The 24,844-nt window shown below is 49.4% G+C and carries 22 protein-coding genes, 2 tRNA genes, 1 pseudogene and 1 riboswitch; of the genes and pseudogenes, 15 read left to right on the top strand and 10 right to left on the bottom strand.

Going from position 1 to position 24,844, the window contains the following annotated elements; translation table 11 throughout:
• From phoU to tnpA, 8 genes and pseudogenes are all read left to right on the top strand, one after another.
• Positions 1 to 657, top strand: a complete 657-nt coding sequence (gene phoU / locus INF30_RS03975) for a phosphate signaling complex protein PhoU (protein ID WP_226394309.1) — start codon at positions 1 to 3, stop codon at positions 655 to 657.
• Between the two features lie 22 nt (positions 658 to 679).
• Entirely contained in the window at positions 680 to 1,354 is a 675-nt protein-coding gene (locus INF30_RS03970) for a winged helix-turn-helix domain-containing protein (protein ID WP_076776200.1), read from the top strand.
• 8 nt (positions 1,355 to 1,362) lie between these two features.
• Positions 1,363 to 2,706, top strand: coding sequence for a sensor histidine kinase (locus tag INF30_RS03965; protein ID WP_076776202.1), 1,344 nt, complete (start codon positions 1,363 to 1,365; stop codon positions 2,704 to 2,706).
• A 128-nt stretch (positions 2,707 to 2,834) separates the two neighbouring features.
• Positions 2,835 to 4,055 (top strand): FprA family A-type flavoprotein, encoded by a 1,221-nt coding sequence (locus INF30_RS03960; protein WP_226394308.1) that lies wholly within the window; start codon positions 2,835 to 2,837, stop codon positions 4,053 to 4,055.
• Positions 4,045 to 4,290 (top strand): TM1266 family iron-only hydrogenase system putative regulator, encoded by a 246-nt coding sequence (locus INF30_RS03955; RefSeq protein WP_087175344.1) that lies wholly within the window; start codon positions 4,045 to 4,047, stop codon positions 4,288 to 4,290. The genes INF30_RS03960 and INF30_RS03955 overlap by 11 nt, the downstream gene beginning before the upstream one ends.
• A gap of 185 nt (positions 4,291 to 4,475) precedes the next feature.
• Positions 4,476 to 5,318 carry a diaminopimelate epimerase gene (gene dapF, locus INF30_RS03950; protein ID WP_076776208.1) on the top strand — a complete coding sequence of 281 codons (843 nt, stop codon included), beginning with the start codon at positions 4,476 to 4,478 and terminating at the stop codon, positions 5,316 to 5,318.
• A gap of 31 nt (positions 5,319 to 5,349) precedes the next feature.
• The gene (locus INF30_RS03945) at positions 5,350 to 6,564 is read left to right on the top strand and encodes an LL-diaminopimelate aminotransferase (protein ID WP_076776210.1); all 1,215 of its coding nucleotides are present in this window, start codon (positions 5,350 to 5,352) and stop codon (positions 6,562 to 6,564) included.
• A 184-nt stretch (positions 6,565 to 6,748) separates the two neighbouring features.
• Positions 6,749 to 7,216: pseudogene (tnpA, locus tag INF30_RS03940) on the top strand (IS200/IS605 family transposase); the annotation flags it as partial.
• 343 nt (positions 7,217 to 7,559) lie between these two features.
• Here tnpA and INF30_RS03935 read toward each other — a convergent pair.
• From INF30_RS03935 to INF30_RS03910, 6 genes are all read right to left on the bottom strand, one after another.
• Positions 7,560 to 8,084, bottom strand: a complete 525-nt coding sequence (locus tag INF30_RS03935; RefSeq protein WP_157888380.1) for a hypothetical protein — start codon at positions 8,082 to 8,084, stop codon at positions 7,560 to 7,562.
• 347 nt (positions 8,085 to 8,431) lie between these two features.
• On the bottom strand, positions 8,432 to 9,655 hold the full coding sequence (locus INF30_RS14705) for a tyrosine-type recombinase/integrase (protein WP_226394307.1): 1,224 nt from the start codon (positions 9,653 to 9,655) through the stop codon (positions 8,432 to 8,434).
• Between the two features lie 250 nt (positions 9,656 to 9,905).
• Positions 9,906 to 11,273, bottom strand: coding sequence for a DNA primase family protein (locus INF30_RS03925; protein WP_226394306.1), 1,368 nt, complete (start codon positions 11,271 to 11,273; stop codon positions 9,906 to 9,908).
• Positions 11,200 to 11,832 carry a CHC2 zinc finger domain-containing protein gene (locus INF30_RS03920; protein WP_226394305.1) on the bottom strand — a complete coding sequence of 211 codons (633 nt, stop codon included), beginning with the start codon at positions 11,830 to 11,832 and terminating at the stop codon, positions 11,200 to 11,202. Before INF30_RS03920 ends, INF30_RS03925 begins: the two co-directional genes overlap by 74 nt.
• A 383-nt stretch (positions 11,833 to 12,215) precedes the next feature.
• Positions 12,216 to 12,953 (bottom strand): CPBP family intramembrane glutamic endopeptidase, encoded by a 738-nt coding sequence (locus tag INF30_RS03915; protein WP_074087771.1) that lies wholly within the window; start codon positions 12,951 to 12,953, stop codon positions 12,216 to 12,218.
• Positions 12,954 to 13,647: 694 nt separating this feature from the next.
• Positions 13,648 to 13,956, bottom strand: a complete 309-nt coding sequence (locus tag INF30_RS03910) for a hypothetical protein (protein WP_226394304.1) — start codon at positions 13,954 to 13,956, stop codon at positions 13,648 to 13,650.
• A 98-nt stretch (positions 13,957 to 14,054) separates the two neighbouring features.
• On the opposite strand from INF30_RS03910, the gene INF30_RS03905 reads away from it, so the two are divergent.
• Positions 14,055 to 14,261, top strand: coding sequence for a helix-turn-helix domain-containing protein (locus INF30_RS03905; protein ID WP_226394303.1), 207 nt, complete (start codon positions 14,055 to 14,057; stop codon positions 14,259 to 14,261).
• A 205-nt stretch (positions 14,262 to 14,466) separates the two neighbouring features.
• Here the strand turns inward: INF30_RS03905 and INF30_RS03900 are convergent.
• From INF30_RS03900 to INF30_RS03885, 4 genes are all read right to left on the bottom strand, one after another.
• A tRNA-Pro gene (locus INF30_RS03900) sits at positions 14,467 to 14,540 on the bottom strand.
• A 54-nt stretch (positions 14,541 to 14,594) separates the two neighbouring features.
• Positions 14,595 to 14,665 (bottom strand) — tRNA-Gln (locus tag INF30_RS03895).
• A 278-nt stretch (positions 14,666 to 14,943) separates the two neighbouring features.
• A complete protein-coding gene (locus tag INF30_RS03890) occupies positions 14,944 to 16,047 on the bottom strand; it encodes an aldo/keto reductase (RefSeq protein WP_076776215.1) in 1,104 nt (367 codons plus the stop codon).
• Between the two features lie 92 nt (positions 16,048 to 16,139).
• The gene (locus INF30_RS03885) at positions 16,140 to 16,757 is read right to left on the bottom strand and encodes a TetR/AcrR family transcriptional regulator (protein WP_076776217.1); all 618 of its coding nucleotides are present in this window, start codon (positions 16,755 to 16,757) and stop codon (positions 16,140 to 16,142) included.
• Between the two features lie 239 nt (positions 16,758 to 16,996).
• Here INF30_RS03885 and INF30_RS03880 point away from each other — a divergent pair, with 239 nt between their 5' ends.
• The 6 genes from INF30_RS03880 to mgtA all read left to right on the top strand — a co-directional run bounded on the left by INF30_RS03880 (position 16,997) and on the right by mgtA (position 24,745).
• On the top strand, positions 16,997 to 17,335 hold the full coding sequence (locus INF30_RS03880) for an SCP2 sterol-binding domain-containing protein (RefSeq protein ID WP_076776219.1): 339 nt from the start codon (positions 16,997 to 16,999) through the stop codon (positions 17,333 to 17,335).
• Positions 17,336 to 17,340: 5 nt separating this feature from the next.
• Positions 17,341 to 18,285 carry an alpha/beta hydrolase gene (locus INF30_RS03875; RefSeq protein ID WP_076776221.1) on the top strand — a complete coding sequence of 315 codons (945 nt, stop codon included), beginning with the start codon at positions 17,341 to 17,343 and terminating at the stop codon, positions 18,283 to 18,285.
• A complete protein-coding gene (locus INF30_RS03870; RefSeq protein WP_226394489.1) occupies positions 18,285 to 19,688 on the top strand; it encodes a condensation domain-containing protein in 1,404 nt (467 codons plus the stop codon). Before INF30_RS03875 ends, INF30_RS03870 begins: the two co-directional genes overlap by 1 nt.
• A gap of 21 nt (positions 19,689 to 19,709) precedes the next feature.
• On the top strand, positions 19,710 to 19,943 hold the full coding sequence (locus INF30_RS03865) for an acyl carrier protein (RefSeq protein WP_076776223.1): 234 nt from the start codon (positions 19,710 to 19,712) through the stop codon (positions 19,941 to 19,943).
• Positions 19,944 to 19,974: 31 nt separating this feature from the next.
• A complete protein-coding gene (locus INF30_RS03860) occupies positions 19,975 to 21,483 on the top strand; it encodes an AMP-binding protein (RefSeq protein WP_226394302.1) in 1,509 nt (502 codons plus the stop codon).
• A gap of 33 nt (positions 21,484 to 21,516) precedes the next feature.
• A riboswitch (M-box (ykoK) riboswitch) is annotated at positions 21,517 to 21,679 on the top strand.
• Between the two features lie 363 nt (positions 21,680 to 22,042).
• On the top strand, positions 22,043 to 24,745 hold the full coding sequence (mgtA, locus tag INF30_RS03855; protein WP_330601233.1) for a magnesium-translocating P-type ATPase: 2,703 nt from the start codon (positions 22,043 to 22,045) through the stop codon (positions 24,743 to 24,745).
• The last annotated feature ends 99 nt before the right edge of the window (positions 24,746 to 24,844 follow it).

Genomic DNA, 24,844 nt, shown 5'->3' with positions numbered 1-24,844 from the left:
ATGCGTAATAAATTTGATATGCAGCTTGAGCTGCTCAACGAACAACTGACACGTATGGGAGAGCTCTGCGAACTGGCCATCAACCGGGTGACAAAGGCCCTTGTGGAGGGAAACCTGGAACAGGCAAAGAAAGTCATGGCCGCAGATGAGGAGATCGATCAGATGGAGAAGGATATTGAGCGTCTCTGCCTGAAGCTTCTTCTTCAGCAGCAGCCGGTGGCCAGGGATCTGCGCCAGATTTCCGCAGCTCTTAAGATGATCACGGATATGGAGCGTATCGGCGACCAGACAGCCGACATTGCCGAGATCATTATATCCGCAGGCATGTCCGAGGCGGGAGATGTCAAGAAGATCGAGGAGATGTCCGCAGGTGTGGCAAGGATGGTAAATGACAGCGTGACTGCCTACGTGGAGCGCGATCTTGAGCTTGCAAGAAAAGTTATGGAAGCTGACGATAACATTGACGGGCTTTTCGACGATATCCGCAGAAGTATCATCAACCTGATCGCAGAGGGAAACAGAGGAGAGCAGGGCGTTGATCTGATCATGATCGCCAAGTATCTGGAGCGTATCGGCGATCATGCCACCAATATCGCCGAGTGGGTGGAATTTTCCATCACCGGTGTTCACAAAGGAACGCAGGCTGTTGAGGCATAATGCGTAACAAGGGAGAAAACTGATGATTTTTTGTGTAGAGGATGACAACAACATCCGCGAACTGGTCATATATACATTAGAGACAACAGGATTCAAGGCCCGTGGCTTTGAGGATGGGAGCAGTTTTCTTGAGGCTCTGGCGCTGGAGACGCCAGAGCTTATTCTTCTTGATATCATGCTCCCCGGAGAGGATGGTATTTCTCTTCTCAGACAGCTTAAGGCATCGGTGAAGACGCAGGATATCCCTGTGATCATGATGACTGCAAAAGGTACGGAGTACGACAAGGTCATGGGACTGGATCTGGGAGCTGACGATTATGTCACGAAACCTTTCGGTATGATGGAGCTGATCTCAAGGATCAAGGCAGTTCTGCGAAGAAGCAGCAAAAATTCCGTAAAGATCGATGACAAGATCGCACTTGGGCATATTGTCATGGATGTGAAAAAACATGAAGTCCAGGCGGATGGCAGGGTTGTCACGCTGACTTTAAAAGAATTCGAGCTGTTAAAGCGAATGATGAAAAACCCGGATATTGTTCTGACAAGGGACCAGCTCCTTGAAGATATCTGGGGGTATGATTTTGACGGGGAGACACGGACGGTGGATGTCCATGTCCGGACTCTGAGACAGAAGCTGGGAGATGCGGGAGAGCAGATCCAGACTGTCCGCGGAGTCGGCTACCGTATGAGTGAATAGGAGATACTATGAGGCAGAAAATACAGCGAAGCATGACCCTGGTCATTACAACGACTCTGCTTGTGACATTTGCACTTCTGACTCTTGTGGTCTATCGGCAGAATGTCGCCGCAATGGAAGACGAGATGAAGCAGGAGGCGGATTACATCTGTAAAGCTATAGAGATAGCTGGTACGGGCTATCTGGATGAAATGGATGAAGTGAGAAGAAGTACAAGGGTGACGTGGATTGACAGGGACGGCAAAGTTCTCTATGACTCCGGAGACGGGCAGGATGAAATGGAAAATCATGCAAACCGTCCTGAGGTAAGGGAAGCATTTGGCAGCGGGGAAGGGCAGGATATCCGGAGGTCTGACACAATAAAGCAGGAAATGTTCTACTATGCAAAACAGCTTTCCGATGGAACGGTTCTGCGCGTGTCAAAGACAATGGCCAGTGCTCTCGGATCGGCTATGCAGATTCTTCCTGTACTGGCGGGGATTGCGGCGCTGATGATCCTTTTTGCCTGGCTGCTTTCAAAGTGGCAGGTATCAAAACTGATAGAACCTATCAACAAACTGGATCTGGAACATCCGCTGGAAAATGATGTTTATGAGGAACTGACACCGTTGTTAGAAAGTATGGATAAGCAGAACAAGGAAAAAGAAGCAATCGCAAATATGAGAAAAGAGTTTTCAGCCAATGTCTCCCATGAGCTGAAGACGCCTCTCACGTCCATTTCCGGATACGCGGAGATCATGATGAACGGGCTTGTAAAACCCGAGGACGTGCGTGGATTTTCTGAGAGGATCTACAATGAGGCCAGCCGCCTTATTGTGCTCATCGAAGATATCATACGGCTTTCCAAGCTGGATGAAGGCGGCGTGGAAGTGGAAAAAGAAGAGGTGGATCTGTATTCCCTTACGCGGGAAGTGTGTTCAAGGCTTGCCCACAAGGCGGAGAAGCACAGCGTGCATGTGGAGGTCTCCGGGGAGCCTGTCAGCGTCGTGGGAATCCGCCAGGTTCTCAATGAGATGATCTACAATATCTGTGAGAACGCCATCAAATACAATAAGCTGGGCGGCAAGGTAGACGTCTGGGTGGGCAGGACTCTGAAGGGCGTGAAAGTGATCGTCACGGACACCGGGATCGGCATACCCGAGGATCAGCAGGAGCGGATCTTTGAGCGCTTTTACAGAGTGGATAAGAGCCACTCCAAGGAAACAGGCGGCACCGGGCTTGGACTTTCCATTGTCAAACACGGAGCGCTTCTCCACAATGCAACGATCCATGTGGACAGCAGTCTTGGAAAGGGTACCAGGATGGAGCTGACTTTCGGGAAAGAGAAGGAAGACAAAGGACAGGTTTCATAAGACCTGTCTTTTTTGTATAAATTGCCGCCATGTTGCGAAAAATCCGCAAAAAATTCAGCATACACGGAAGAATAAGTATGTTATAATAGGAAGGCAAAAAGCGGATAGATAAACAGGAGGTTTAGTATATGCAGATTACAAGAAAAGTAACGGACGATGTTGTATGGGCAGGCTGCAATGACAGAAGACTGGCTCTTTTTGAGAACCTGTTCCCCATCCCCCGCGGAGTCTCCTACAATTCTTATGTGATCCTGGATGAGAAGACCGTGCTGATGGATACAGTTGACAGCGGCATGTCACAGCAGTTTCTTGAAAATGTGGCTTACGCGCTGAAGGGACGTTCTCTCGACTACCTGATCGTACAGCACATGGAGCCGGATCACTGCGGCACCATTGTTGATATTATGAGGGCGTATCCTCAGGCTAAGGTGGTGGGCAGTGTCAAGGCTCTCCAGATGATCGGCCAGTTTTATGATGTCAGCGTTTTTGACGCCGGGGAGCGTATGATGGCTGTGAAAGAGGGCGACACATTAACGACCGGATCCCACACTCTTCATTTTCTCATGGCTCCTATGGTGCACTGGCCGGAAGTCATGGTCACCTACGATGAGAAGGACAAGATCCTTTTTGCGGCAGACGCCTTCGGTACATTTGGCGCCCTGAACGGAAAACTCTTCAGCGACGAGGTGGACTTTGAGCGGGAGTGGCTGCCGGATGCCAGAAGATATTACGCCAATATTGTAGGGAAATATGGTGTCCAGGTGCAGGCCCTTCTTAAGAAGGCGGCAACTCTGGATATTCAGATGATCTGCCCTCTCCACGGACCGGTGTGGAGAAAGGATCTGGAATGGTTCATTGACAAGTATGACAAGTGGAGCCGGTATGAGCCGGAGAACAAGGCTGTTGTGATCGTGTACGGATCGATCTACGGAAATACGGAAAATGCGGCGGACGCACTGGCTGCCCGCCTGACTGAAAAGGGCGTAAAAGATATAAAAATGTACGATGTGTCCCGGACACATGTGTCAGAGCTTATCTCTGAGATCTTCCGGTGCAGCCACGTGGTGCTGGCATGCTCCACGTACAACGGAGGTATCTATCCTCCGATGGCAGACCTTCTGGAGGATATGAAGGCGCTTTCCGTACAGAACCGGACAGTGGCCCTTATGGAAAATGGTACCTGGGCAGCTGCTTCCGGGCGACTGATCACAGCAAAGCTGGAGGAGATGAAGAATATCTCCCTTTTGGACACAAAGATTTCCATCAAGTCAACTCTTCAGAATGGCAGAGAGACAGAGCTGGACGCATTTGCGCAGCAGATCGTGGAGGAGATGCAGGATGGAGAGTAAAGTAGTGGTGGTCAGCATCATTGTCAGGGACGAGGAGGCCGCTGCGGCGGTGAATGACCTGCTCCACGAGTACAGACAGTACATCGTGGGCAGGATGGGCATTCCCTACCGCCAGAGAAATGTGTCTATCATCAGTGTGGTGATGGACGCGCCGGGAGAGGTGGCCAGCGCGCTCTCTGGCAAGCTTGGCATGCAGCCCGGTGTGACGGCAAAGACGCTGACGGCAAAGGTATAAATACTGGCGCGAGGATATGGCTGGTTCCCAATGACGGGAGCTCTCCAGGCTGTCTCCGGGATGATTTCCCGGGACGGCCCGGCGGGCTTCCGTTTTTTTTCGTGGAAGGCGCACTTCTAAAACAGGTGGCTGCGGCCGTATATATGAAACAAGAAGGACTACAGGCCAGGAGGCAGAGGCGTGCTATGAGGTTTGCGAAAATGCAGGGCACGGGGAATGACTATATCTATGTGAACTGTCTGGAGGAGGTGGTCAACGAGCCGGATATCCTTGCCAGGCGCCTGAGCGACCGGCATTTCGGCGTGGGTGCGGACGGCCTCGTCTTGATCCGCCCTTCCGGAAGAGCGGATTTTGCTATGGAGATGTACAATGCGGACGGTTCCCGGGGAGAGATGTGCGGGAACGGCATCCGCTGTCTCGGAAAATATGTGTACGACAGGGGACTCACAGATAAGAGAGAGCTGGATATACAGACCGGATCCGGCACCCGGCATCTTCGGCTTTTCCCGGGGGAGGGGGACGGGGCAGGCGGCGAGATCCGCATGGTGGAGGTGAATATGGGGAAGCCTGTCCTGGAGGCGGACCAGGTGCCCGCCATCTCGGAGCACACCTGCATGGTACATGAGCCCGTGCGGGTTGGCGGTGTGGAGTATCCGATGACGGCAGTCTCCATGGGAAATCCTCATGCGGTCATTTTCACGGGCCATGTGAGGGGGATCGACCTGCAGCGGCTGGGGCCGTCTATAGAGTACCACGGCCGCTTTCCCAGGCGGGTGAATGTGGAGTTCGCCCAGGTGGAGGACCGGCGGACTGCCAGGGTGCGGGTGTGGGAGAGGGGGAGCGGGGAGACCCTTTCCTGCGGCACCGGGGCCTGCGCGGTTCTTGTGGCTGGTGTATTAAATGACTTGACAGACCGCCAGGTTACGGTAAAATTAATAGGAGGAGACCTGCTGGCGGAGTGGAGGGAGGAAACCGGTGAGATTCTGCTGACAGGGCCCGCTGTCCATGTGTTTGACGGCGAGGTATAAAAGATAGTAAAAGATAAGGAGAATACAAGAGATGTTCAAAGTAAATGAAGATTATCTGAAACTGCCCGGCAGTTACCTTTTTTCAACCATCGGAAAGAAGGTGTCAGCTTACCAGGAGGCGAATCCGGAGAAATCCATCATCCGCCTGGGTATAGGTGATGTGACCCAGCCGCTGGCTCCGGCCATCATCGACGCGCTCCACGGCGCGGTTGACGAGATGGCTCACGCGGAGACCTTTCACGGCTATGCGCCGGACCTTGGCTACGAGTTCCTGCGCAGTGCCATGGCGAAAAATGACTACCAGGACAGGGGCTGCGACATTAAGGCGGACGAGATATTTATCTCCGACGGCGCAAAGTGTGACTCCGGAAATATCCAGGAGATTTTTGCAAAGGACAATAGGATCGCTGTGTGTGACCCTGTGTACCCGGTGTACGTGGACACAAATGTCATGGCGGGCCGCACAGGCACCTATGACCCGAAGACAGAGACATGGAGCGATGTGATCTACATGCCCTGCACAAAGGAGACAAATTTTGCTCCGGAGCTTCCGAAGGAGACACCGGACATTATTTATCTGTGCTTCCCCAACAACCCCACAGGCTCCACCATCACAAAGGCACAGCTCCAGGAGTGGGTGGACTACGCCAACAGGGTGGGCGCTGTCATCATCTACGATGCGGCCTATGAGGCATATATTTCCGAGGAGGGTGTTCCACACACTATCTACGAGTGTGAGGGGGCAAGGACCTGTGCCATCGAGCTGCGCAGCTTCTCCAAGAACGCAGGATTTACAGGCGTGCGCCTGGGAGCCACCATTGTCCCGAAAGACATTAAGTCCGGCGATGTGATGCTCCACTCTCTGTGGGCAAGACGCCACGGCACAAAGTACAACGGCGCGCCCTACATTGTGCAGAAGGCCGGAGAGGCTGTCTACTCTGAGGCAGGAAAAGCACAGCTGAAAGAGCAGGTGGCTTACTACATGAACAATGCAAAAGTCATCTATCAGGGACTGAAGGATGCGGGCTACAACGTATCCGGAGGCGTCAACGCCCCGTACATCTGGCTGGAGACACCGGCCGGCATGACATCCTGGCAGTTCTTCGACCACCTGCTGGAGAACGCCGGTGTTGTGGGTACGCCGGGCTCAGGCTTTGGCCCCAGCGGAGAAGGCTACTTCCGGCTGACCGCCTTCGGCTCCTATGAGAACACAGTGGCGGCCATTGATAGGATAAAGAAAATGTAATCGTAATCGGGGACGTGATCCTTTTAAAAAGGATCACGTCCCCGATTATCTTTGTGTCACAGTAAAAATAAACCCCCTGCTATGCAGGGGGAGGGCAGATCTTTAGATATAAGTATGAGCTCCTGTGCTAGAATAAAAGTGGGTCTGCAAAACCACAAATAAAATAGCACAGGAGGTCCAAAGAATGGACGTAAATAGTTTAGCCCATACAAAATGGGAATGCAAGTATCACATTGTTTTTGCACCAAAATATCGCCGGCAGGTAATCTACAAAGATATAAAGGCAGATGTGGGACAAATACTGGGAACATTATGCAGAAGAAAAGGGATAGAAATTGTTGAGGCTGAGTGTTGTAGTGACCATATCCATATGTTGGTAAAGAGTCCACCAAAATATTCCGTATCAGAAATAGTAGGATACTTAAAAGGAAAAAGTTCGCTGATGATATTTGAAAAGCATGCGAATTTGAAATACAAGTATGGAAATAGACATTTCTGGTGCCGTGGATATTATGTAGATACAGTAGGAAAGAACACAGCTGCAATTAAGGCGTATATTCAAAATCAACTGAAAGAAGATTTAGAGTATGATCAGATGTCATTAGTAGAGTACATCGACCCGTTTACGGGTGAGCCGGTGAAGAGAAACAAGAAAAAAACCACTTGGAGTGGTAGTAGGAAATCAAAGCAAACCAGTAAGCCCCTTTTGGGGCTGCGCCGGAGTAAGGAAGCACTGAATAAGCCTCTTCAGGGGCGGCTGTGGATGTGGTGCAGTTGGCAGGCCTTCAGTGCGCCTTCCGGGCGCAAGCAGGTAATAGCCCCTTATAGGGGCAGAGCAAGCCACCGGCTAAGCCGGTGGTCTTGACTTGTGGTGGGGAATTGTGTGAATTGTGACCGGGAGGGACACACTTTCGCATCGGTTTTGCTGGAATATAGAGGAGTGGTCAGCCAATACGGGGAGACACAGCTTTGACAATTGAGAAAAAAGTGGACACTCAAAATAGAGGCTGCCTGTAATAGTCCCTGACGCCGATGCCGATAGTGGCCCAATAGTTTGCTTTTTTCATCTCGTCTTCGATTTCGGCTTCATCCATCGGCTTTCCGTCCGCAGTGGCTTCCGCTATCATATCCTCCACATCTTCGGGGACAGAGGGGCGATATATTCCAACGCTGATATTTAGAAACCCATAAGAATATCCGTCCTCGCTATCGTCAATCTCCCCCTGATTTTCTTCGCTGAGTACATTGTACAAAGTATCTGCCGTGCTCTGGAAGGCAGAGACACCATAGATCACGGGCTGCAGCTCTCCGTCGCATCCTCCTAAAAACTCAATGAATTCTATTTTTCCGTCATCGCCAAGATCAAATCGCAATTCATTATTAAAATAGAAGAGAGAATGATCCCGTGTACTACAAGGTTCTCCCAACAGGTTTTCCACATCTTTTTGTGAAGAAGCCAATGCAATGGTTGCATCGTTGAATTCCATACCCACTAAGGGAATGAGCTTTATTTTTTTCATGATTTCCTCCGTCTGAATGTTCAAATGTTTTCGATCATTTATCTTTTGCTCAGTAACTGCTGTCCACAGTATGATTCTGTCTTCTTGATCGTACAATAAAAAGATATGCAGATTTCCTGTCACTGCATACCTTTGAAAACGGATGTACGGCGGTTGTATCCACAAAACTGAAAAAGCAACCGGCTTTCTGATTTTAGAAAAAAGAAAATCCCCCGTGAAAACGAGGGATAAGTCGGAGTGACAGGATTTGAACCTGCGACCTCTACGCCCACGGCTTCTCGCCGAATCCCTTGATTTTACAGGGCTTCCGGCATATTGAGCCTGTGAGGTAACACATCAGGTAACACTTACATTGCACAGGTTTCCTCATTGATCATTTCAATGATCTTTGCCTTTTCTGTAATATCTGTCACATCAAAGGTGTAATATTGTTCATTCACCATGCGGCTGTGTCCAAGAATGGATGCTGCAACCGTAGATGAAACACCTTTGCAGCGCATGTTTGAATTGAGAGTTTTTCTAAATGCATGAATTCCCTTCTCGTCAATTCCGACCTGTCTGCACTTCGTTTTTATACAAGATGATATCAGATTGGCGTGTATCCGCCCGTTTTCATTGGCAAAAACCCATTCACATAAATATCCGTATTCTTTTTCAATCATATAGATTTTATGCAGGAGCTTTTTGATTTCTGCCGTCATTGGGAAGAAACGTATCTTTTTATTTTTCGTGCTGTCAATATAAAAGATGTCTTTTCTCCGGTTGGATTTTTCTGATTTATCAACCACGATGTAATTTTCTTTAATGGCATCCCATCTCAATGCCGCAATCTCGCCGACGCGCATACCGGTCAGACTGGCGAATTCAACCGCATATGTAGGTATATAATTTGGTTTCGCCGCATGATCTTCTGCAAATTGTTTCTGCAGAAGTTTCATATCATCTTTTACAATGATCTTTTTCTCTGGTGGTTTATACTTCTCAGCGCAGTAGGAATAGAAATCTTTTGCTTTGATGAATTCAACCGGATTATTTCCAATCCCCAGTTCTTTCCGGGCATAAAAAACAGTGTTTGTGATATAGCCGAAAAGCTTTCTGCTCGTTTCTTTGGTGAGATCCAGCCGCTTGATTGTCTGAACCATAAAGATTTTGACATCATCGCTGCTGATCCGCTTGATATCTTTTTTCACAAAATCTGTTTCTTTAAAGAAGCGGCTATAATCCGTTTCATATTTTGCCACCGTGTTGTCGCTTACCAATTGATCCTGTACTTTTCGCCACATGAAATATACCTCCTGGAAGGTGTGTTTCTGTAACGACGGGATCTGATTTTTCCAGTAAGAGACGACCACGGCTTCGATTTCTTCTCTGGTGTTACGTTTCTTCAGAGCTTTTTTCCGTTCTTTTTCTTCATCCGGAAGATAGGTTCTCCATTTTCCGTCTTTCCCCTGCCAGATGCTGTAGGGGTGTTTTTCTATCAATTCCTTTCGTTTATTCATAGCAATCTGCTCTTGCACGTATGCTAAATTAATCATACCGTTTTCAAGAGCGTACTGCAATACATCATTCACTTCTTTTTCCTCGATTGGTCAGTCACTTCCTCCTTCCGCAGTTTCCCTTCAAACAAGGACAGGGCCTGTATGCCTTCAGGCAGTTCCAAGGCAGCCTTCAGGCAGTTTGAAAGTTACGGTTTTTCTATGTTTTTCAGGACTTAGGCAGTTTAGGCGGTTTATTTCAATTCTTAAAATAGAAATAAATTATAAGAAAAAAAGAAGTCATTTTTACCCGCCTGAGCCGCCTGAAGCGCCTGGATCATTTCTGTTACTCTGTACGGACTTCCACATGGATCCCGCGGAAACCGCGCACGGTCTTCCCATTTCTGCCAGGAAGATTTTTATCATAGACCAGCCCCAGTGTTTCTGCGTTCTCATTCAGATACTTCTTGAAGGTATTCTCTGCCCTGGGTCTTTCCAGATTGTCCTCGCACCATTTCCGGTAGGCAGCGTAAAGCTGCCTGGAACTGGCATAGGTTCCTTCTTCCCTTCTCACATATCCGGCAGAATTCAGGAATGAAATGATATTGTTCTCATTTTCCATCAGATTTTCCAGGTTCTTCCTTGCCCGGTCGCTGATGCTGAATTCAAATCCGTTCCGGACCAGTCTGTGCAGTCCTTCCAGACACCACAGTACGATCCCTTCTGTCTCCCGGATCAGCTTATCCCCCAGATACCGGTCATCCTTCCGATCGGCAGGCCGGTCTTTTGTCGTCAGTAGGATCTGCCTGCGATAGAACCCATAGGACTGGTCATGGAGAGATTTCAATGATCCGTTTCCAAAACCGATGATCCGAGAGAACAGATAGCCCTGCACGCTCTGTTTTCCCTTCCGTTCCAGATCAATCTTATCTTCCATCGTGACAATGCTCTTGATATTGTTGGTGGATGGCAATGCTTCCATCCGCATATCATCGTCCATGAATAATAGTTTTCCTTCCTGATCGGCACGGTTGAACCGGTCATTCTCCAGCTTCTGGATACTTCCAGTGTTCATATTATCGCCCAGGATCGCGCGCAGCACCCGTCCGATCCGGCTTTTCCCCTCACCGCCTTTTCCGATGATCAGGAGCATCTTCTGGGCCCGGTTGCTGGGGATCATCGTATAACCCATGAATTCCTGTAAAACCGGAATATCCTCTTTCTCCAGCAGATCATTCAGAAATGCCAGCCACTTCTCCGGTTTTGGCGCATCCGGATCATATCGTACCGGAAGGCGGTTCATCGTCCATTCTTTTTCTTCTGTAAAAGTTCCGTCCAGATAATATGTTCCATTGGAAAAATGAACCCGGTCTTCTTTTATCGGTGGCATTTCACACTGGCACATCAGCTTCAACGTACCCAGAATCCGATCCACCATCTTTGCCACATTGGTTTTCTGATAGGGCCGGATCTCATCCAGGATCTCTTTGCGGATCACCTCATCACTGATTTCTCCGTCCAGATCATAAAGTTTGCCGTGGATACATTTCCGTTCTTTCTTCCGTAGCAGGTACTCACCGAAGTCGATCTCATCAATCTGCTTCCCGTCAAACCAGTCCGAAACATCAGGAGGCTGTACATTATCTGTCTCGCCCAGCAACTGTTTCAGAACTTCCAGCTGTTCCGGTTTCAGGCTCTTGAAGTCTTCCTGCATACCCGAGGATCTCCTTTCCGGCGGACAGCAGAAGTTCCACCCGTTCTTCCAGAGGAGCGTACAACAGAATATCCATCAGATACTCCACTCTGGGAATCCGATCCAGCGCTTCACAAAACCTGGGATCCCAGTCCGCCTCCGGTTCTCCCGGTGCATACTGTTTTTTCCAAAACAAAAGATGTTCCCGATACTGCCCAAGTATGGAAAAGCAGCGTCTTTCCAGTTTTCTATAGTTTTGTTCCAATGACGCTGCTTTCATCTTCTTTTTTCGTTTTCCACGATCCGGCGGCCGCTGCTTCTCATACCGGATCCCGAAATCATCTGCCAGTTTCAGGGCCGCTTCGCGAACGGACAGGCTAAAATATCCCGCCACGAAATCAATCACATCCCCGTCTGCCTGACACCCGAAACAATGAAATCTTCGATCCAGCTTCATGCTGGGATGCCGGTCATGATGGAACGGACAGCGTGCCATGCCCCTGCCTGTCACTTTGATCCCGTAATATTCCGCCGCCTGCCTGGTGGTCACTGTGTTTTTGACTGCTTCATACACATTCATTTCCTATCCCTTCCTTTCGCTCTGCAATAGTCTTTGAAGGGAAATGATCGCCCCTTCATCTATAGAAAGGAAAAAGAGCGATTTTACAGCGTGGAATTGCAAAAAAGTTTATTTTTATGAAAAGTTCACTGGACTTCTTACAAATATATTCCTACAGCTGACTTCTGAATATTTTCCCCTTCGTTTATCACAAAGGATAGGAAGAATTTAACAAGAGGTCAGATTTATTTTTATAATGTAAAATGCGTGCATACGAAGAGCCGGGCAGCATTTATGCCACCCGGCTCTGTAAAATATCAAAAACTTAAATACTTTTAATTAATCATGGAAATTCTATTCAACAATTCAACAACTTAGGATTTGTCTACTTAACAAACTGGAATTTATTGTTTTGCTTCTCCACAATACCATAAATATATTGAATATACAAGCATAGCAATCAGTCCTATTACCAATAGAACATTCACTTTAATTATAAATACAGACAAAAGAGTATTTGTCAATCCATGAAAAACACTACAAGCAAAAACACATTTCGTTTTTTTGTAAATTGTCGCCAGCCAAAAGCTCAGTATAACAGCTAACGCTAAGAAAAAGAGAAATGGCATATTTTGTTGCGATGAGCCATTTACAAACCAAAGGGGAATATGCCAAATTCCCCACACAACACCCGTAATGATTGTGGCTATAGGGAAATTCAATTTTTCCTCTAATAAAGGCTGCATAACACCTCTCCAACCTAATTCTTCTTCGCCGCCATATATAAATGTTGCTTGAAGAAAGATTAAAGGCATCAAATACCATGGTAATGCGGAATTAAATTCCCTTGACGATAAACCTATTGTCAGTATTTCAAAAATAGAAAATAAAAACAAAAAAATCAATGATTTCTTTCTGTAGCCAAAAATAAAATGTAATATAGATTTAACCGTGTTTTTTTCTTCTAAGACAAAGAAAGTTGCTATTGTCGGTCCGAATCCTCCTATAATATGTAAAATAGTGCCTAAAGGATGCGAAAATGGGATAATATTTAAACTTGTTAACACAGCAAGTCCAGACCAGGCTATCCCTGTAATAACAAATGTAATTATAAGAAATTTTGCTAACCGTTTAGTATCCAATTCAGTATATCTCCTTTTCAAATTCCAATTTGTTGGTTACATTATAGTTTTATATATCAAAATATTCAATCTAAATCCATGCCAAATTCCTACTAACATGTACCTCATTTCTTCCAGCTTGATTATAAATTGGATTTTTAAAGAGCAAGATCCACCCCGTAATACAAAAGCAGAATTTCTGTCTTTTGCATTCTTCGTGGTCTTGCTCTTGATGGGAATTCCGCTTCCCATACCCTCGGTGTTTTCTTTATGTTTTCAGATTACGCGATCATTCAAACACGGAAAACATTTTGGCTCCCGGCAGCAGTCGATCGCAGCAGATACATTCAGACAGAAGGCTTATCCCGACTCAATGTACAGCCAGTTCCGCATTGTTCCCGTCTTACAATTATGGATTATTTTAAAAGGCATTTGCATTTCATATCAGGTTAAATTTTCAGCAGAGCAAGATCCACCCCGGTAATACCAAAACAGAAAATCTGTCATTTGCATTTCACGTGGCAGTACTCTTGCTGGGAACTCTGCCTTCCCATACCTGCATATATCCGGCTTGTGATTGAAATCCCCGCAATGATCCAAACAGCTGATCAGATTCTCCAACTGGACCCTGAATTCATCAAGACAATATTTCTATCGTTTGTCTCACTTGAACTTCAAAAAAGCCCATCGCGATGACACAAAATGAAGGCTGCAATCAATATTTTTCTCTTTCACCCGTTTCATATTTCTTGATCTTCCTCATCAATCCTCTGTACATCGGATCCCTTAACAGATGTATCATGTCACGGCTGATAGGGTATTCTGACATAAACTCCGGATTTTCTACAAAAAATTTTTCCTGTTCCTCATCTGTCAGATGGATCGTGTACTCCTCGTAAAAATCCATATCATCGCCCAGTATAAATTTTTCAAATCGTTCGTATTTTTCTTTTGTCCATTCCATTTTACGACCATCCTTCCACAACAGGTCTGTTTGTCGTTTTTCTCTGTCTGTGATTTTCATATTATCCTTAAAAATAAATATAGTCGCAGTAAGACTATTTTTCGATAGTCGTGTCGAGACTTTTCTATAATGGAGAAAATTAAGGGAAGTAGAGAGACATGATATTTGAAAACATTCGTAATCTCCGGGAAGATAATGATAAGACACAGCAGGAAATTGCTGATTATCTGAATATAAAACAGACAACATACTCCAAGTATGAACTGGGAAAGATCAATATTCCGATTGAAGTTTTTATCAAACTGGCGGACTATTATGATGTATCTTTGGATTATCTGACGGGAAGATCAAAGAACAAAAAATAAGGATCATTGCTTTTGAAAGAGCAGTGATCCTTTTCTTCATACCATCTTTTCTTTATGTATCGCGCAATAGATATTTTCGGACAGGAGCATACGCGCAAGATTTCCTCCTTATATTTATGTCCGTGAGGTAACACCAGGTAACACGAACATTTGATTAAATATCGGCTGTCTGGTGTCCGAAAACCTATATTTTTGCATGAAAAAATCGGAGTGACAGGATTTGAACCTGCGACCTCTACGTCCCGAACGTAGCGCTCTACCAAGCTGAGCCACACTCCGTTGATATTGACCGAAACTTCCTTTTACAGAAGTTCCGGTGCCCCTGCCAAGGAACTACGGATAGAGGACTCGAACCTCTACTAACAGAGTCAGAGTCTGCTGTGCTGCCATTACACCAATCCGCATTACTAAGCTTCTGTGTTCGTTTTGTTCAGCGAACAAATATTATTATAGCAGGCTTTTCCAAAAATGCAAGCACTTTTTTGAATTTTTTTCTTTTTCTCTTTTGGGGAATGCCAATCTATTATACCGTGAGTAAAAATGAGAGAGGAGAGACCAATTCCGGCCTCTCCCTTTTCGGATGCTGCTTATGATATATCACTCCGGCGCACTCGGGTGTTCTGTTCTGCGATGACAACGTGCTGCGGAAAACAGAGTAAAAAGACCGGTCAAACTCCTCGGATCAGCGAAGCTCTGCATATTTTTTCATGACAGCAGGAATGTTGATCCTCTGGGGGCACCTCTTCGCACAAGCTCCGCACTGGAGACAGGCCTCCGGGCCCTTTATCTGAGTCAGCTGGAACAGCTTCCACGGCTCCCCGCCGACAGTAAGTTCATTGTAGCCCTGGATCAGAGCCGGGATATCCAGATCCGCCGGGCAGACGGGACAGCAGTAGCGGCAGGAGGAGCAGGGGACGCCAAAGGAATCCCGGAAAGCATTTACTGCCCTTTCCAGCGCTGTACGTTCTGCTGCGGAGAGTGCGTTGGACTCCCTGAATACCTCTGCATTCGCACGGACCTCCTGGGGAGAGGACATGCCGCTGAGGACGCACTGCACATTGTCCAGCCCCATCAGATAGCGGAAGGACCAGGAGGGGATTGACTGTCCCGGTGCGGCGGCATGCAGGATGTCCTCCGCCTCCTGGCTTAAGTGTACGAGGCGGCCGCCCTTCAGAGGCTCCATGACCCAGACCGGGATATTGTGTTCAGCCAGGATCTCGTACTGACGTCTGCCGTCCAGCATTGTCCAGTCCAGGTAATTGAGCTGGATCAAAGCCATGTCAAAGCCGGGGTGCCACTGAAGGAATTTTTCCAGCCCATCCGGCGCCGCATGGGAAGAAAAGCCGAGATAGCGGATCCGGCCGGCTTCCTTCTGTTTGAGCAGGTAGCCTATATAATCCCGCTCCGGGTCCATATAGTCGTCGAAAAACTGTTCCTGCACGCTGTGCAGCATGTAAAAGTCAAAATACTCTGTCCGGCAGCGCGCAAGCTGCTCCTCAAAGACATGGTCCAGATCAGTCCGGGCTCCCACATAAAACTTGGAGGACAGATAGTAGCTGTCGCGGGGATGGCGGGACAGTGCTTCGCCGAGAAATCTCTCGGAGTCAGTATTGTGGTAGGTGAAGGCAGTATCGAAAAAGTTGATCCCTTCGATGAAGGCCTGGTCGATCACTTCCATTGCCCCTGTGCGGTCAATGGAGGCTGCGTTTCCGGGCACGGTGGGGAGCCGCAGGCTTCCCAGACCCAGTGCGGAGATCTTGTTTCCTCTAAACTCTTTATAATACATGACAGGACAGCTCCTTTCTGAAAATTGACACATCATGGAAAATATGGAGGCTTCTTTCCTGTGACAGAAGTCTCTTTAAACCGGGGAAACTTTCATGACAGAGGGCTCCTCAAAAAGTTCAACGAGCCCGCCGGATTTTCCGTCCCCTTCTCCAGCAGCAGGATGAGTGCGTTGATGGTCCGCTCGATGTCCTCCTTTGAGGAGGGGACAAGGGAGTTGTCGAACTTGACTGCCAGGACGATCAGCACGATCTCGGCCAGGCCGTCGGGATCGCTGAAGTGGATATCTCCTGTCTCTACACCCTGCCGGATGATCTCCGCCAGGACGGGCTTTAGCTCTGTGATGATGTGGTTGACGTACTTCTGGCGGAGGAAGACCTTCTCCTGGGTGTCGGAGCCAGCCCGCTCCTCAGACTTGAGGAACTCGGAGGAGGAGCTGCGGCAGGCCTGGAAGATCATAGCCATCCTGGTGAAGGGCGAGATTTCCGTCTGGTCTGCCAGGTCCTTCGCGGTCCGGAGAGGCTTCTCGTAATTCCGCTCCACAAGGGCGTCCAGGATAGCGTCCTTGGAGGGGAAATAGTAGTAGATGCTCCCCTTGCCGATGCCTGCGGTCTGGGCGATGTCGCTGACAGAGATGGTCTGCATTTTCTGATTTTTCAAAAGCTCCTGGAGAGCGTCCAGGATCCTGTTGTATTTCAGTTGATTTGGCATGTGTGTCACCTTTCCTTCCGGTCCTTCCCGCTGGTACCCGCCTGCATGAATTCAACATACAATATACCACAGAACGGGGGTGCGGGCCAACTGTAAAAACGCACAAAAAACAGAAAAAACAGGGCTGTATTTTGAGGGTAACGATAGTTGACCACTGGCCGAAAAGATGTTACTCTAACAGGGAAAAGGATATGACCGTTGGTCGAAAAAGAGAGAAAACGGTCGAGAAGGAGGATGCTATGACCTACGCAGATATGTTTTCAAAGGTAAAGGGCATGCTGATGGATGCTGATGTCAGCGATATCCACGAGCATCTGGCATACCAGTTCAACATCACCGGTGAGGCGGAAGGGATCTTTTACGCGGAGGTGAAGGACGGGCAGCTCTATGTGGAGCCCTACGAGTATTTTGACAGGGACGCCATGTTTACCTGCTCCGCGGAGACGCTGTTCAAGATCGCGGACGGAAAGACGGACCCCATCCTTGCGGTGACGCTTGGAAAACTGAAGGTGGAAGGCAATATCGATAAAGCTATAAAACTGAAGGATCTGATCAACAGCAAGAAGAAAAGCAGGTGAGAAGAATGGGCAGATTACTGAAAGGGGCGGCCCTGCTCCTGGGGGCCGCGGCCGCGGCGGAAGCCGGCGGGACAGCTTACTTCTACAGAAGGACCATGAAGAGATACAACGCAAAGGTGGAGCGCACCATAAAGATGTCCGGCGTGGACTGGGAGAGCCATTTTCCCTTCATGCATGAGCGCAGCGACTGGATGATGGCGCAGCCCCACGAGGACGTGTGGATCCGGTCCAAGGACGGGCTGAAGCTGCACGGTACATATTTTCCGGGGAACGGGGGGACAAAGGCTGTCATCTGTTTCCACGGGTACACCAGCAAGGGGCTGAACGACTATGGAAGTCTTTCTTATTACTATCTGAATCACGGCTTCCGGATGCTCCTCATTGATGAGAGAGCCCACGGCGACAGCGAAGGCACCTACATCGGATTTGGCACCATGGACCGGCTGGACGGACTGGAATGGGTCAGATGGATGATCGAAAAGACCGGCGATGATGCCCAGATCCTGCTCCACGGAAACTCCATGGGAGGCGCTACCGTCTGCATGATGGGCGGCATGGACCTTCCGCGGCAGGTGAAGGGTATCGTGTCCGACTGCGCCTTCACATCCGCCAGGGACGTATTTACTCATGTGCTCCACAGCATGTACCACCTGCCGGCGTTTCCCATGATCCAGATCGCGGACAGGGTAAACCGGAAAAAGGCGGGCTACGGCCTGGACGACTGCAATGCGGCCAGGGAAGTGAGAAAGGCAAAGGTGCCCTTCCTCTTCATCCACGGGGATGAGGATATCTTCGTGCCCTGCTGGATGTGCGAGGAAATCTATAAGAACTGCGCGTCGCCCAAGACAAAGCTGATCGTCAAGGGTGCGGGCCACGGAGAGAGCTACTATAAAGATACCAAGGCGTACGAGGAGGCCCTGGATGTATTTATCGGAGGAATAATGAAATGATGAGAACAAGAAAAGGTCACAAAGTGTATCCGCTGACTGTAGCCCAGAAATTCCACATGTACTATGCGCCCCACTGCCCCAGCATGGCGGTGCTGAATATCGGGACAAGCCTGACCATCGAGGTGGAGCTTGACTGGGAACAGCTGAAGAAGTCCATCAACGAGGCCTACGCAAGGAGCGAGGCCATGCGCGTCCGCTTTGCCAGGGATAAAGAGGGGACCTGGTATCAGTATGTGACGGACCCGGAGGAGACGGATATCGAGTTCGCGGATTTCTCCGGCGGGACTGTGGAGGAGGCGGAGGCCCAGATGCAGCAGTGGACCACCGTGCCCTTCAAGATGTTTGACTCTCCCCTGACAAGGATCGTCATGATCAGGATGCCGGACGGATTTAACGGCGTGTACTTCCTTGGCAACCACATGATCGTGGACGCCCAGTCCCTCATCTGCTTCCTGAAGGATATCATCGAGCTGTACTGCAGCGCCAAGTACGAGGGCGTTCCCTACCCTAAGGATATGGCCTCCTACATTGAGCAGATCGAGAGGGATTTCGCCTACGAGGCGGGCAGCAGGGCGCAGCAAAGAGACAGCGAGTATTTCCAGAAGGAGATCGAGAAGTCCGAGCCCATCTACAATGACCTCCACGGCACGGCCAAGCTGGAGTCCATGAGGGAGAGGTTTAAAAATCCAGAGCTTCGGTCCGCCTTCTGCGTCACCGACGACACAACCTCCGCCCTGGATATCTTCCACCTGGAGGCAGAGCCCACAAAGAGGCTGATGGATTTCTGCGAGAAATACCACGTGTCCCTGGCATGCCTGCTCCTCATGGGACTTCGCACCTACTACCAGAAAATGAACGGATCTGAGGATGTGTCCCTGACCACCACTATCGCAAGGAGGGCCACCCTGAAGGAGAAGAAGTCCGGCGGCACCAGGATCCACTCCTTCCCCTTCCGGACCATTTTCCCGGAGGACATGAAATTTATCGACGGCGTATACGCCATCCGGGACAAACAGAACGAGTACTTCCGCCACGCGAATTACGACCCCACAGCCTACTTTGCCTACCGGGCCAAGACCTATCCCCAGCCCCAGGCGGGACTGGGCTACGAGCCCATCTCCCTGACTTACCAGCCGCTGACCCTGAAGGAGAAGGGACTGGACCAGCTGGGAGACATCCGGTACAAGACGAAATGGTACCCCAACGGCATCTGTCCCCAGGGCATGTACCTGACTGTCATGCACCGTCCGGAGGACAACGGGCTGGACTTCAACTTTGAACACCAGATCAAGGCAGTGTCAAAGGAGGAGCTGGAGTACCTGTACTACTATCTGTGCCGTATCATGTTCAAGGGAGCGGAGAACCCGGACCTGACCATCGGCGAGATCATCAAATTAGTTTAGTGTAGAAAAAGGAGAAAGACCATGTTTGAGAAGTTAGTTGATATCATTTGTAACTATGTAGAGGTGGAGCCGGAGAATATCCATCCCGAGTCCCGCTTCATGGAAGATCTGGGCTTTACATCCTTTGACTTCATGAGCATGCTGGGCGAGATCGAGGATGAGTTCGATGTAGAAGTGGAGCAGACGGAGGCGGCGGATATCCGCACGGTTCAGGAAGCAGTAGATTATCTGGAAAAACTGACCGCCGGAAATTAACACCGAGCGGGGAAAGGATGGAAGATCAGATATGCTTTGTAGTACAGTCCGCGGGATCCTGGTTAGTACGGAAGAAAAGTACGGCCCGGAGGACGCGATCCGTTATAAAGTAAGTAAAAATGAAGTGGCATCTAAAACCTACACCCAGCTTAAAAAGGACAGCGAGAGCTTTTCCTGTGCGCTGCGGGATCTGGGAGAGCAGGGTAGCCATATCGCTGTCATAGGGATGACCTCCTACGAGTGGCTGGTGACCTACTTTGGCACAGTGGACAGCGGCAGCGTGGTTGTGCCTCTGGATGTGAATCTCCCGGCAGAGGATGTGTGTGACCTGATCGTTCGGTCCGACTCCACCGTCCTTGTCTACGATGAGGCCAGAAAAGACGTGGCGGCTCTGGCAGGCGAGCGCTGCCCACAGCTTCGGGTGATCGTTTCCATGCAGCAGGAGGAACATGGAGAGCGTACATATGCTTTCTGGAAACTGCTGGGAGAGCATAAGGGCAGCTTTGACTACATGCCTGGGCCGGATCAGCTGTGCACCATCATGTTTACTTCCGGAACAACCGGCAAAAGCAAGGGAGTCATGCTGACCCACAGAAATGTGGCGGAGAACGCCACCTGCCTGGACATGAAGATTCCGGAGCGGATCGTCATCATGACCGTGCTGCCCATCCACCACGCCTACTGTCTCAGCATGGATATTTTGAAAGGGGTGTCCCTGGGAGCGGTGATCTGCATCAACGACTCTCTGATGCGGGTGGCAAAAAACATCAAGCTCTTTAAGCCGGAGATGATCCTGATGGTGCCGCTGATGATCGAGACCATGGCAAAGAAGCTGGAGGAGGCCTCCCTCTTGCCGGCGAAGATCGTAAAGAACCAGGTGTTCGGAAAGCAGTTCCACACTATCTGCAGCGGCGGCGCCTACCTGGATCCGAAATATATCGAAATGTTTAAAAAATATGATATTGTGATCCAGCAGGGCTACGGTATGACAGAGTGCTCCCCGGTAATCAGCATCTCCCAGAGGTGGAATATCCGAAGCGACTCCGTGGGACAGCTTGTGCCCAACTGCGAGGCGAAGACAGTGGACGGAGAGCTCTGGGTGAAGGGAAGCAGCGTCATGCAGGGCTACTACAAGATGCCGGAAGAGACGGCGGAGACACTGGAGGACGGGTGGCTGAAGACCGGCGACCTGGGCTATGTGGACGAGGAGGGCTTTGTCTACCTGACAGGCCGCAAGAAAAACCTGATCATCACGAAGAATGGCGAGAATGTGTCCCCGGAGGAGCTGGAGAACGCGCTGAGCGCCAGCCGGCTTGTAGGTGAAGTGCTTGTCCGGGAAAAGGGTGGAGTTATCGAGGCGGAAATTTATCCGGACCAGGACTATGTGAAGAAGAAAAAGGTTAAGGACGTGCGTGCGGCCCTTCAGGAGGTCATTGACGGATACAATAAGACGGCGGCTCCCCAGAAGAAAATTTACAGCCTGGTGGTGCGGGATAAGGAGTTTGAGAAGACTACAACCAGGAAGATCAAGAGGTTTTAAGAGGTTGACAGAGCCGAAAATCTGTGTTATTTTAATGCTGTTCGGTAGGTAAGGCTACTGCAAGGGATATGGACTGTTGCCGCGAAATAGTGGAGACACTATGAGAGGGTTTGAACAGGGTACATCGAAAGCAAGGTGTATCATAATACAGTTTCACCGCCCTGCAGAGTTAAAGCTCAGACGAATATACAAAGGTATATTTCCCTGTATGTCTGTCGGACATACAGGGTTTTTTATTCTCCCGGAGAGGAAGAATAAAGAAAGAGTGCAGAGAAAGAAAGGCAGGTGGCACATTTATGTATCACAGTAGGAAGTACAGCGGAATCACAAAACGGCGGAATGTATGGGTGAAGTTACGGAGGCATGGGTGTGCCTGGCTGTAGCATATATTTGTGTGCGCTTTCCACCGCTTTGTGAGAGAAATCTTACAGGCGGTGGATTTTTATTGTCAGAAAGCGGCCGGGAACGGACCGGTCTGGCAGAAATCTTCCGACAGAATGCCGCTGTACCCTTACCAGCAATGCTGAACAGAATCTACAGAGTTGGGAGGTACACAGTCATGAAGAAAATCTTTAGAAAAATGATGCTGGCAGGAGAGGTTTCTGCAAAAAAAGAAAAGGAAACAAACAGGGGGCAGATGTACCAGGCGGCTCTCTGCCCGGAACAGGAAATATTCAGAAAGTATGGAACTGACCGGGGTGGACTTGGCAGAAAGGAAGTGGAAAGATCCAGAGAAAAATACGGCGCCAACATACTGACATACGGGAAGAAGTATTCTCTTCCGGGACGACTCTTTGCAGCCTTTATTAACCCCTTTACCATTGTCCTTTTGATCCTGGCCTGCATTTCGGCGTTCACGGACATTGTGTTTGCAGCGCCCGGAGAGCGCAGCTATATGACCGTGAGCATTATTACAGCCATGGTACTGATCTCCGGCGTGCTGCGGTTTGTGCAGGAGACAAGAAGCGGAAATGTGGCTGACCGGCTGGCCGGAATGATCCACACGACAGCCTGCGTTGAGAGGGAAGGAGTAAGAAGAGAAATCCCCATGGAAGATGTTGTGGCAGGGGACATCGTATATCTGTCAGCAGGGGACATGATCCCGGCGGATCTGAGAGTCCTGGACGCAAAAGATCTTTTTGTCAGCCAGTCTGCCCTGACAGGTGAAAGTGAGCCGGTGGAAAAGACAGGCAAGGCAAAGGGAAGAGCAGTGTCTCTGACAGACATGGAGAACCTGGTATTCATGGGGAGCAATGTGATCAGCGGCAGTGCCCGGGCGGTGGTTATTGCCGCAGGGAACAGTACCATGCTGGGAACTATGGCAGAGGCGATGGACGAAAAGCCGGTAAAAACCACATTTGAAAAGGGAGTAAATGATGTATCCTGGGTGCTGATACGGTTTATGCTTGTCATGGTGCCGGTGGTGCTTTTTGTCAACGGGTTTACCAAAGGAAACTGGATGCAGGCGATGCTTTTTACCATTTCTGTTGCTGTGGGACTGACCCCGGAGATGCTGCCCATGATCGTTACCACATCTCTGGCTAAGGGATCATTGGCTATGAGCAGGGAAAAAGTCATTGTCAAAAATCTGAATTCCATACAGAACCTCGGGGCGGCAGATATCCTCTGCACCGACAAAACAGGGACGCTGACCATGGACAGGGTTGTCCTGGAATGCCACCTGAATGTGGACGGTCAGGAAGATGAGAGGGTGCTGCGGCACGGCTTTCTGAACAGTTATTTCCAGACAGGGCTGAAAAACCTCATTGATATTGCTGTGATCGAAAAGCAGAAAGAGCTGGGGGCGGAGGAACTGATCCGCAGATATACAAAGACCGATGAGATCCCCTTTGATTTTCAGCGCCGTCGTATGAGTGTGGTGGTGAGGGACACAGAGGGGAAAACGCAGATGGTGACCAAAGGTGCGGTGGAAGAGATGCTGGGCTGCTGTGCCTATGCTGAATGCGAAGGGAAGGTCCATCCGCTGACAGACGAGGTGAGAAAGATGGTTCTCTCCAGATGTAATAAACTTAATGAAACAGGCATGAGGGTCATTGCCATTGCCCAGAAAACGGATCCTGCCCCGGAAGGAGAGTTCTGTGTGGAGGATGAGAAAGATATGGTTCTGATTGGATTTCTGGCATTTCTGGATCCGCCGAAACCGGACACAAAAGAGGCAGTCAGGACACTGAAAGAGTATGGAGTTGGCATAAAAGTTCTCACCGGAGACAATGAAATGGTTACCCGGTCCATCTGCCGGCAGGTAGGCCTGGATGCAGAAAGGGTCCTTCTGGGGGAGGAGACAGAACAGCTTACAGATGTCCAGCTGGGGGAAAAGGCAGAGCAGATCACAGTGTTCGCCAGGCTGTCGCCCTCGCAGAAAGCCCGCGTTGTCAGAGTGCTCCGGGAAAGAGGCCACTGTGTGGGCTATATGGGGGACGGGATCAATGATGCGGCGGCCATGAAGGCGGCGGATGTAGGAATTTCCGTGGATACGGCAGTGGACATTGCGAAGGAGTCCTCCTCGGTGGTTCTTTTGGAAAAGGATCTGATGGTACTGGAGCAGGGAGTTGCAGAAGGAAGAAAGACGTATGCGAATATGATCAAATATATCAAGATGACGGCCTCCTCCAATTTCGGGAATATTTTTTCCATACTGGCAGCCAGTGTATTCCTTCCTTTCCTTCCTATGGAGTCTGTCCATCTGATTCTGCTGAATCTTATCTATGATATTTCCTGCATGGCGATTTCCTGGGATCATGTGGACGGGGACTGGCTGAAGAAACCGCGAAAATGGGATGCATACGGGATCAGCCGGTTCATGCTCTGGATCGGGCCGGTAAGCTCGCTGTTTGATATCGCAACTTTCGTGCTGATGTACTTTGTGATCTGCCCCATGTTTACAGGAGGGCAACTGTTCACGCAGCTCCAGGATCCGGCCGCCCGGGCACTGTATGCTGCTCTTTTCCAGACAGGATGGTTTGTGGAGTCCATGTGGAGCCAGACGCTGGTCATCCATATGATCCGCACGGCAAAGCTTCCATTTATACAGAGCCGGGCGTCCATGTCTGTCACGCTGCTGTCCCTGGCCGGGATCGGGATTGTCACAGCGCTTCCTTTTACCCCGGCAGGAGAGGCCCTTGGGCTGACCGGTCTGCCTGCCGTTTACTTTGTGTGGCTGCTGGGCATCATCGCGGCGTACATGATTCTGACAACAGTGATCAAGAAAATCTATATCCGCAGATACAGTGAGTGGCTGTGATGGAAGCTATTGACGAAAAAGGAAGAACGCAGTAAGATAGCCTGTACAGAAAAGGAAGCGGAGGGAAAGTACTTTGAAAAAGAATAAATATGAAATAGA

This window comes from Claveliimonas monacensis (genome assembly GCF_014982975.1).
GTDB lineage: Bacteria > Bacillota > Clostridia > Lachnospirales > Lachnospiraceae > Claveliimonas > Claveliimonas monacensis.
The sequence above is the reverse complement of the archived record's forward strand: the minus strand, read 5'-3'. Positions and strand labels throughout refer to the sequence as shown.